General features: G+C 60.8%; 9 protein-coding genes and 2 pseudogenes. 1 reads left to right on the plus strand and 10 read right to left on the minus strand.

Annotation, left to right across the window (positions count from 1 at the left end; genetic code table 11):
* The 8 genes and pseudogenes from GR183_RS22080 to GR183_RS21560 form a co-directional block, all read right to left on the minus strand.
* Positions 1-86 (minus strand): annotated as a pseudogene (locus tag GR183_RS22080) (flagellar biosynthesis protein FlgA); the annotation flags it as partial.
* Between the two features lie 12 nt (positions 87-98).
* Entirely contained in the window at positions 99-1,097 is a 999-nt protein-coding gene (locus GR183_RS21530; protein ID WP_160777751.1) for a zinc-dependent alcohol dehydrogenase, read from the minus strand.
* Positions 1,094-1,861 carry an SDR family NAD(P)-dependent oxidoreductase gene (locus GR183_RS21535; protein ID WP_160777752.1) on the minus strand — a complete coding sequence of 256 codons (768 nt, stop codon included), beginning with the start codon at positions 1,859-1,861 and terminating at the stop codon, positions 1,094-1,096. The genes GR183_RS21530 and GR183_RS21535 overlap by 4 nt, the downstream gene beginning before the upstream one ends.
* Before the next feature lie 9 nt (positions 1,862-1,870).
* On the minus strand, positions 1,871-3,178 hold the full coding sequence (gene hisD, locus GR183_RS21540; RefSeq protein ID WP_160777753.1) for a histidinol dehydrogenase: 1,308 nt from the start codon (positions 3,176-3,178) through the stop codon (positions 1,871-1,873).
* Positions 3,179-3,190: 12 nt separating this feature from the next.
* Positions 3,191-4,519, minus strand: coding sequence for a TRAP transporter large permease (locus GR183_RS21545; RefSeq protein ID WP_160777754.1), 1,329 nt, complete (start codon positions 4,517-4,519; stop codon positions 3,191-3,193).
* A gap of 8 nt (positions 4,520-4,527) precedes the next feature.
* Entirely contained in the window at positions 4,528-5,034 is a 507-nt protein-coding gene (locus tag GR183_RS21550; protein WP_160777755.1) for a TRAP transporter small permease, read from the minus strand.
* Between the two features lie 137 nt (positions 5,035-5,171).
* A complete protein-coding gene (locus tag GR183_RS21555) occupies positions 5,172-6,314 on the minus strand; it encodes a TRAP transporter substrate-binding protein (protein WP_160777756.1) in 1,143 nt (380 codons plus the stop codon).
* Between the two features lie 16 nt (positions 6,315-6,330).
* The gene (locus tag GR183_RS21560; protein ID WP_160777757.1) at positions 6,331-6,528 is read right to left on the minus strand and encodes a hypothetical protein; all 198 of its coding nucleotides are present in this window, start codon (positions 6,526-6,528) and stop codon (positions 6,331-6,333) included.
* A gap of 153 nt (positions 6,529-6,681) precedes the next feature.
* On the opposite strand from GR183_RS21560, the gene GR183_RS21565 reads away from it, so the two are divergent.
* Positions 6,682-7,740: a LacI family DNA-binding transcriptional regulator gene (locus tag GR183_RS21565; protein ID WP_160777758.1), complete on the plus strand. Its 1,059-nt coding sequence runs from the start codon at positions 6,682-6,684 to the stop codon at positions 7,738-7,740.
* 254 nt (positions 7,741-7,994) lie between these two features.
* On the opposite strand, the gene GR183_RS21570 is transcribed toward GR183_RS21565, so the two are convergent.
* Together GR183_RS21570 and GR183_RS22375 are read right to left on the minus strand one after the other, a co-directional pair.
* Positions 7,995-8,684 (minus strand): transposase, encoded by a 690-nt coding sequence (locus GR183_RS21570; protein WP_160777759.1) that lies wholly within the window; start codon positions 8,682-8,684, stop codon positions 7,995-7,997.
* Between the two features lie 57 nt (positions 8,685-8,741).
* Positions 8,742-8,804: pseudogene (locus GR183_RS22375) on the minus strand (transposase); the annotation flags it as partial.
* Positions 8,805-9,184 lie beyond the last annotated feature (380 nt).

A 9,184-nucleotide genomic window follows, 5' to 3' on the forward strand; every position in this document is an offset into this window, starting at 1 on the left:
TTCGTTCCCGCCGTAAGGCCTTCGACAACAACCACGCCGACATTGTCGGCATGCTCGTGCACAAGCAGATGGGGAGTATTTGCCATCCGGTATTCCTTTCAGTCCTGATGTGGTCGGAGGATGATTTTCGGCGAGTTCACCGCACCGGACAGGAGATCGGAGAAGGCCTTGGCCCCCTCCCCCAGCGGGCGTATCTCAGCCCAGTCGAGCGGGCCGAGCCGGCCGTCGAATATGGCTTCGGCAGTTTCATGAAAGTCCGCCATGGTGTAGGTGTAGGTGCCGATGAACGTTATTTCCTGAAGCGTCACTCTGCGGATGTTCAATCCGCCGGCAGCCTCTCCAAGCCCAATGTGAACGATTACCCCGCCCGGCGCCGCACGCTCCGATGCATCTGCGCGGCTGCCCGACATGCCCACCGCATCGATCACCAGGCCAAACGTCCGCTCGCTCGCCAGCCTATCGCGGTCGCAGGCGTTCAGCCCGATTTTTTCCGTCAGGAAGCGACGGCGCAACGCATTGGGCTCGACAATGGTGATATCCCGAACGCCAAGTGCCTTGAGCGACAAAGCCGCGCCGACGCCGATCGCCCCGCCGCCAATCACCAGCGTGGCGACGTCGTCCAGGGCCGGCACAAGCGCACGCTCAGCCATCTTCGCTGCGTGCCAGCCGCAGGCGATCGGTTCCGCGAGAGCCGCCTTGTCGAAGGAAATACCATCCGGCACCGTAACCAAATTACGCTCCGGCATGGCAACGAATTGGGCGAAGGCTCCCTCGCGCGGCGGCATGGAGATGATCTGGCGTCTTGCGCAGAGATTTTCGCGGCCCGACCGGCAGGCGGAGCACTCCATACACGTCACCAGAGGATTGATCGTCACCCTTCGGCCCGCGTCCGCCCCCGAAACCACCGTTCCAGCGGCCTCATGCCCGAGGATCAGCGGTGCGGGACGGCGTTCGTCATGCCCGAGATAGGCATGCATGTCCGAGCCGCAGATGCCGACGCTTTCAATGCGTATAAGTGTGGTGCCGGCCTCGGCGACGGGCTCGGGCACGTCTCGAAATTCCAACGACTTCGGACCGGTGTAGACGAGCGCTTTCATTTCGCAGTGAACCCCCCGTCGACCATCAGGGTCTGGCCGGTGACATATCCGGATGCATCGGAACAGAAGAAAAGGATCGGCCCGTCGATGTCGGAAGGCTCACCGTTTCGACCGATGCACGTCTGCGCGGCGTTACGCGCCGCACGGTCGGGATCGGCGAAAACCGCGGCAGTGAGTTCCGTCCGGAAAAAGCCCGGAGCAATGGCATTCGCCGTAATGCCGTCATTCGACCAGGCCTCAGCCATGGCACGCGTAAGCTGTGTGACGCCGCCCTTCGACGCACCGTAGGACAGCCCGCCCGGAAAAGCCCTGTAGCTCTGCAGCGAGGCGAAATTGACGACCCTGCCCCAGCCCTTTTCGCGCATCGCCGGAACCATGGCCTGTGCGAGGAAAAAGGGCGCCGCGAGATTCAGATCGAGCGTCGTGTCCCAGCCCTGCGGGGTCACCTCACCCGCCGGTTCGCGGGTATTGATGCCCGCCGCATTGACGAGGATATCCGGCGCGCCGAATACCTGCGACGCCTTGCGGGCGATCTCGATGAGATCGTCTCGCCTGGCAAGATCGCCCACGACGAAACCCGCCGCCTCTCCCGCCTCGGCAGCCCAGGCCTCAAGCGCTTCGGCGCGGCGGGCAATGCCCACGACGCTAGCGCCTGCACCGAGCAGGACATCAGCGGCGCGTCGGCCCAGACCCGAGCTTGCGCCGGTGACGCAGGCCGTCTTTCCGCACAGATCAAACAGGGACTGCGGAGACCGCTCGATCATCTCAAGACCTCATTCACCAGGCGAAAGATCGAAAGCTTCATCCGGGAAATACTTCTTCAGACGGATGTCGGCTGTGCGCGCATGGCCTTCCATGCCTTCCAGGCGGGAAATGCGGGCGGTCGCTTCGGCAACGGGCTTGGCGCCGTCGCGCGTGGCGCGCTGCCAGGTCACGATCTTCATGTACTTATGGACGGAGAGGCCGCCGGTATAGTTTGCCGCACCCGATGTGGGTAGCACGTGGTTCGGACCGGCAGCCTTATCGCCGAATGCAACAGTCGTTTCTTCGCCGAGAAACAGGGAACCGTAGCATTGCAGACGGTTCAGCCACCAATCGAGATCCTGTGCCTGTACCGTCAGGTGCTCGGGGGCATAGTCATCGGCGGTCGCCGCCATTTCCTCGCGATCGTCGCAGAGGATGACTTCCGCATAGTCGCGCCACGCGGCTTCCGCGTTCTTGCCGTTCAGTTCCGGCAGGTCGGCTATCAGGCCTGGCACGATATCCAGGACGCGCTTCGCCAGTTGTTCGTCGTCCGTCACCAGCCAGACGGGAGAATTATAGCCGTGTTCGGCCTGCCCCACGAGATCGGCCGCGACGATCTCGGCATCCGCCGTCTTGTCGGCCAGGATCAGGCTGTCGGTCGGCCCGGCGAACATATCGATGCCGACGCGACCGAACAGGATACGCTTTGCCTCGGCAACGAACTGGTTTCCCGGCCCGACCAGAATATTGGCCCTGGGCAGGCCGAAGAGCCCGAACGCCATCGATGCCACGCCCTGCACGCCGCCCATCGCGAGGATGGTGTCCGCACCACAAAGGTCCGCCGCGTAAATGATGGCGGGCGCGATCCCCACCTCGGGCCGTGGCGGCGAACAGGCGACGATGCCGCCGCAACCGGCGACTTTCGCGGTCGTCACCGTCATGATCGCGGAGGCGATATGACTGTAGCGGCCGCCGGGGATGTAACAGCCTGCGGCACGCACCGGAAGGCTCTTTTGCCCCGCGACGAGGCCCGGGATAACCTCGATCTCGATATCCTTCAAGGTAGCCTTCTGGGCTTCCGCGAAGCGGCGCACGTTTTCATGGGCGAACTGAATGTCCCGCTTGAGCTTTTCCGGCACGAGGGCCGAAGCCGCGTCGATTTCCTCGCGGGTAAGGATGATATTGCCGGAATATTTGTCGAACTTCGCCGCGTATTCCATCGCCGCCGCATCGCCGCGTGCTTCGATGTCGTCGAGGATCTTCTGAACGGTGTCGCGAACGTCGGTAGCGTCGCTCGTCGAGGTGAGGTCGGCTTTCTTGAGATATTTGCGGGGCATTGCGCACAGCTCCTACTGATAGATTTCCGGTAGCAGCGTTGTCGAAATCGCCGGCACGAAGGCGATGAACAACACGACGATCAGCATGAAGAAAACGAAGGGCACAGCGCGGGCGGCGATCTTCAGGATCGATTCGCCTGTGATGCCTGAGACGACGAACAGGTTGAGACCGAGCGGCGGGGTGATAAAGCCGACGCCGAGCGTCGTAACCATCATGATGCAGAACTGGATCTCGTTCATGCCGATGTCGTCGGCGAGCGGCTTCAGGATCGGCGCCAGAATGACGATGTTCGGCGTGGTTTCCATGACGCAGCCGGCTGCGATGAGGATTACGATCATCATCAGGATGAGGATGGCCGGATTTTCCGAGACGCTCGTCGCGGCGGCGACGAAGCCCTGTGGCACGCCCAGGATCGCGAGCGCCTGCGCCAGCGGCAGCGAGAATGCGATGATCGGCAGGATCACACCGTTCACCTTGGCCGAACTGACCAGCATCGACGGAAAGTCGGCGAGCGTCAGCGTGCGCAATACGAAGCCGAGTATGATCGTGACGACGACGGCCGTGGCGCCTGCTTCCGTCGGTGTCAGCCGACCGGAGAAGATTCCGTAGAAGATGATCCCGGGGACGAGGAAGGCGTACCACCCGTGCTTGAGCGTTTGGCCGAGGTTGGCCGCCCACTCGCCGAAGCTCATCGGCTCGCCGCCCTCATAGGAGTGGATCCGGTTGACGATGATGTTGGTGATAAGGATCGACAGCAGGATAGCAAGGCCGGGAATGATGGCGGCCAGAAAAAGCGTCGAGGCGGATATCCCCAGAACGAGCCCCAGAATGATGTAGGCGATCGACGGGGGAATGAGAATGCCGGTACATGCGCCGGCGGCGACGAGAGCGCAGGCGTAGGGGCGCGGATAGCCGCTCTCCACGAGACGGTCGATCGTCATGCGCCCGACGGCGGCCGCCCCGGCCGCATCCGAGCCGGAAATCGCCGAGAACATGCCGCACACGAGAACGGTTGCCGACCCGAAACCGCCTTTCGTCCAGCACGTCAATGCTTCTGCGACGTCGAGGAACTTTCGACTGAGGCCCGTGCGGACAAGCACGTCGCCTGTCAGGATGAAGAGAGGAATGGCCGTAAGGGCGAATGCGTCGATGCCATCGAACAGGGATTCGCCCACCAGCGATAGCGGCAAGGCGCCGGACAACACCAGCATGGCTATGGCCGCCGAGCCGATTGCAGCCCACACCGGAATGGCGAGGACGCACATGATCACGAAAATCGCCACCGGGAGGTAGAAGTCCCATCCCAGTTCGACAGCGTTCAATTGCTGTTGCCAGAGCATGGTGCGCCTCAATCGAACAACTGGTTGCCTTCGAAGACCGGCTCGCCGGTTCGAAGCGCGTGCAAATCATGGGCGAAGGACTGAATGAGCCGGATGATCATCAGCGTGAAGCCGATGGGAACGGCCATCAGAAACCACACCTTGGAAATGCGCAGGCCATCCGTGACCGACCCGTACTTCCAGGAAACGAGAACCGTTTCGAACGACCAGTAGAGGGCCACCAGCGCCACGGCGAACATGACGATATCGCCCAGCATGTAGATCAGCGCCTTCGCGCGCGGCCCCAGGTAATGCAGAAGCACGTCGATGCGGATATGAGCGCGCTCGCGCACCGCCGACGCCGCCCCGATCCACGCCAGATAGATGAAGGAGTAGCGCACGATCTCCTCGCCCCAGATCGACGAGTAAGCGAACACCTCGCGTCGGACGACCTCCACGGCCATCGTGAGGACGAGCATTACGTAGAACCCGAGAAGGGCCCACCTCTCCAAATTCTCGTTGAGCAGCTTGAGCATCGTTCGCACCGCCTGGTCCTGGCAGAAGGGCCCGTCCGCCGGCACGAAGAAAGCGTGCGCGTCATGGGACCGCGAGTTGCCGAGCAAAATGGAAGGCCGCCGGCGCCGATTCCGGGCACCGGCGGCAGATGCGACAATCAGGCGTCGTGGACGTAATAGCGCCCGGCGGTGCCTGCCGCTTCCTCCAACTTGGCGAATGCGTCCATCGAACCGGCAAGGTCCGTCTTGAACTGGTCCCATTCGCTGCGCTGGTAGCCGCCTGCGTCCTGCCACTCCGCAAGCTGGTCTTCATTGAGAGTGTGGAATTCCACACCAGCCTTGCGAAGCTCGGCCATCGCGTAGTTGCGCGCGGCCGGCACCTTGGCCAGGTTCTGCTGGGCCGTGATCTCGGAAGCGAACTCAATCCCTTCTTGCACGTCACCAGGCAGGCTGTTGAACCATTCGAGGTTGCAGGAGTAGATCTGGCTGTCGGGCACGGCCTGCGTGAAGGTCACGTGGCTCAGGATATCCTTGAAGCCGAACACATAGAGTGCGCCGACCGAGGGATCGAGCGCATCCGCAACACCCTGCTTGATCGCCGAGGGGGTTTCACCCCAGGCAACAGGCGTGGGATTGGCGCCGACAAGCCGATAATACTGCTGCAGCATTTCAGAGCCGGGTACCCGGAATTTGACACCCGACAAATCGCCCGGCGTCATGACGACGTTCCCGCCCTTGCGCACCGCGACGACACGCGGGTCGATAACGACGTAGAAGAGCGGCTTGAAGCCTTTTTCCTCGACCTTCGGATGGACTTGCGAGCGCCAGGCATCCGAATTCACCAGATTCACGAAACGCTGGTTCGAGCCGCAGAAGTACGGCAGGTTGATCAGGTCGGCAGCCGGAGCGAACGGAGCGAAGTTCGAAATCGAATGCTGCGCGGCCTGTATCGTGCCGCCCTGGACCTTCTGCACCAGCGCACCACCGGCACCGAGCTGGCCGCCCGGAGCAAGCTTCACATAGACCTTGCCGTTCGTGGCATTCTGGATGTTTTCCTTGAGGTCGAGTTGCATGATCGGGTAGCTGCGCGACGCGCCCAGCACATAAGCCGTCGCGATGGTCATCACGTGATCGGCGGCACCCTCACGTTCCCTTTCTTCCTTCGCGGTTTGCGCGGACGCTTCGTCGGACCACAACAGTCCGCCAGCACCTGCGACCATGGCCGCAGTGAAGGCGCCCGCACTCGTAAGCTTCAGGAAATTGCGGCGCTCCGCCGAGCGGATCCCGTCGTCTGCAGTCATAGTGCTTTCCTCCCAGTCAGCGATTTTTGGAATTCACGCGTTCGAACTCGCGGCGGCTTTCGGCGCGCAGAATTGCGACGACGAACGAAACCGCGGCAAACATGAGCAAAATGAGCTCTCCTACATCGCCCACGGGCGACGCGCCTCCTACGGATACGAAGAAGACGTTCCCGACGAAGACGGCGAAAAAGACGCCAGCCATGACTAGAAACATCGAGCCCTCCCGAAGGTGCCCTCCAGCACCATTCATTTAGTGTAAGCGCTTACATTTTTTAATGCAAGAGCTTACATCGGCTATTTTTCGCGGTTTCCTGAGGGAGAGATTGTGGTTATGATTCAATAGTCAATCTGAGGAAGCTGCCCGTCCATGGACGTCACTGCGCAAAAAAACGAACTGCCGACGCTCGAGGACGTCGCGAAAGCGGCACGCGTTTCGACCGCGACCGTCTCACGCTGCCTCAACTCTCCGGACCGGGTGAGCGAGAGCACGAAGAAGCGCGTCATGGAGGCGGTGCGCGATCTGAAATATTCGCCGAATTTCGGCGCGCGCGCCTTGGCCGCAAAAAAAACGAACACCTACGGCGCCGTAATTCCAACCATGGACAACGCGATTTTCGCGCGCGGCTTGCAAGCCTTTCAACAGGTTCTGGTCGACAATGGCGCGACAATGCTGGTAGCCAGCTCGGCTTACGACCCTGAGATTGAGGAAAACCAGATCAAGACGCTGATAGCGCGCGGCGCCGATGCCCTGCTTCTCATTGGCACCGACCGGGATCCCGGCATCCACGAGTTCCTGAGGGATCGGAACCTGCCCGTCGTGATAGCCTGGGCGTGCACCACCGAGCCCGCACTTTCGTGCGTCGGTTTCGACAATGTCGAGGCATCGAGGCAACTCGCGTTGAAAGCATTGGATCTTGGCCACCGCGAGATTGCGTTTCTGTCCGCCTTTACCAAATCGAACGATCGGGCGCGCAATCGTGTCATCGGTGCCCGCAAGGCGCTTGAGGAACGAGGGCTCGACCCTTCTTCAATGCCGGTTGTGGAGACGAAATATTCCATCCGCAGTGCTCGTGAGGCCTTTGGCGCCCTGGTTCGCCGCTCTCCGCGGCCCACGCTCGTGATGTGCGGCAATGATGTGCTCGCCGCCGGCGCGGTTCAGGAGGCTCGCGATATGGGGCTGGATGTGCCGGGAGACATTTCGATCACAGGGTTCGACGATATCGAGCTCGCAACGGTCATTCGTCCGGCGCTGACGACAGTTCATGTCCCGCATCGGAAAATGGGGCGTCTGGCGGCGGAGGTGCTGCTTGATCAGGTGCGGCACAATTCCGGCCCAAGGCACATTACGCTCGATACCCATATCGTCGAACGGGCGTCATTGGGCCCCGCACCCGCGTTATGCCGGACAGCAAGCCTTCCCCTGTAATGCCCCCAAGGTCTGCATCTTTTTTTGCGTTTCTCCTGGTCGGCTCTTGCCCGGGAGCGCGCATAAATCAAAACCGCCGCGCCCCGTTTCATGCGGGTAAGGATCGGTTAAGCGCATTGACGGAATCGCCCCGGATCAGGCTTGCCGATCCCTGTCCGCGTGGAACAAATATCGCCAAATCTGAATAGGATTTGTCGACGGGGAAATGTCCGGAACTGTGAACCGACGCCGATATCTCAACGCCGCGAAGCGCCTTAGTCGAAATATTCGGGGTGCGATTTCATAATGGCGCCGACCGACGCCAGGGTACCGGAAAGATGTGCCCTCACCTGTTCCTCGACATCTGCGAGGCTGCCACTTGAAATGGCCGCCAGAATGCGTTCATGGGCGGTGAGCACGTCGGCCATGGCGAGAACCCGGAAGCGGCGCCCATCCATAAAGGCATCCGACACAAAATCCAAGCTCTCCTGCTCGTTTGCTCTGCTTAGCAACAAATGGAACGCCTTGTGCCAAGCGCTCGTTTTCTGCCGCCACGTTTGCGGACTTACAGCTTCTCCTGGCAATAGAGCCGCCGCAGCTGCTTCTGGTTCATGGTAATTGCCTTGACGCTCCAACATCAGATGAATACGCCTGTAGCCGAAACGCTGGCGTTCGCTGGCAACCTTTTTCATGGCCTCACGCAGATCGGCATCATCCGGTTGAAGGCTTCGATACCGAACGCTCGACCGATCAACCTGCAAGACGGCACACGCCCGGCGTTGGCTCACTCCATGACCAGTGCAAAGGCGAGCCACCGCACTTCGCCTTGCATCGAGCGTCACCATTTTTTTTGATGCAACATCCTTCAGCATGGCGTTGTCAAGCATGGCTTCCGCCAGAAGCTTCTTGAGCTTCGCATTCTCGTCTTCCACCGCCTTCAGCTTGCGGGCATCGGATACGTCCATGCCGCCAAACCTGGCACTCGCCATTGGGCTGGAACCGATGGCGCCTTCAATGGCTTGTTACTTGTAGAGGGTGGCTTCCGAGATGCCGTGCCGCCTGCAAACATCGGCCGTCTTCTGACCGCTTTCCTACTCCCGCAAAATGCCGACGATCTGTTCTTCCGTGAACCGTGAACGCTTCATTCCATCCGTCTCCAGATTGCGACGGACTCTACACCAAACTGGAGGAGCACTCGGGTCTCGGGTCAAACGCGTAGTGCAATTTTCTACCGGAAATTCTCAAGGCGCCTAGAGCGCTTTCCGACCGGATGGGATCATCCGGTCGATAAGAATTCGCTCCAGAATCAATACCTTGAGCATATCCTTGTCGCGAAATCCAATTCAGATTTCGCGGGATATGCTCTAGGCTCAGGACTCATTGAATCCACCATATGACGATGGCAGCGATGGTGATTGCGGCCATGAAGATATCGGCACGGCGGTCATATCGCGTGGCAATGCGT

This window comes from Stappia sediminis (assembly GCF_009826895.1).
Lineage (GTDB): Bacteria > Pseudomonadota > Alphaproteobacteria > Rhizobiales > Stappiaceae > Hongsoonwoonella > Hongsoonwoonella sediminis.

Coding starts and splice junctions, on each gene's coding strand:
- GR183_RS21530 (WP_160777751.1), bottom strand. CDS start 1,097: ATGAAAGCGCTCGTCTACACCGGTCCGAAGTCGTTGGAATTTCGAGAC.
- GR183_RS21535 (WP_160777752.1), bottom strand. CDS start 1,861: ATGATCGAGCGGTCTCCGCAGTCCCTGTTTGATCTGTGCGGAAAGACG.
- hisD (WP_160777753.1), bottom strand. CDS start 3,178: ATGCCCCGCAAATATCTCAAGAAAGCCGACCTCACCTCGACGAGCGAC.
- GR183_RS21545 (WP_160777754.1), bottom strand. CDS start 4,519: ATGCTCTGGCAACAGCAATTGAACGCTGTCGAACTGGGATGGGACTTC.
- GR183_RS21550 (WP_160777755.1), bottom strand. CDS start 5,034: ATGCTCAAGCTGCTCAACGAGAATTTGGAGAGGTGGGCCCTTCTCGGG.
- GR183_RS21555 (WP_160777756.1), bottom strand. CDS start 6,314: ATGACTGCAGACGACGGGATCCGCTCGGCGGAGCGCCGCAATTTCCTG.
- GR183_RS21560 (WP_160777757.1), bottom strand. CDS start 6,528: ATGTTTCTAGTCATGGCTGGCGTCTTTTTCGCCGTCTTCGTCGGGAAC.
- GR183_RS21565 (WP_160777758.1), top strand. CDS start 6,682: ATGGACGTCACTGCGCAAAAAAACGAACTGCCGACGCTCGAGGACGTC.
- GR183_RS21570 (WP_160777759.1), bottom strand. CDS start 8,684: ATGGACGTATCCGATGCCCGCAAGCTGAAGGCGGTGGAAGACGAGAAT.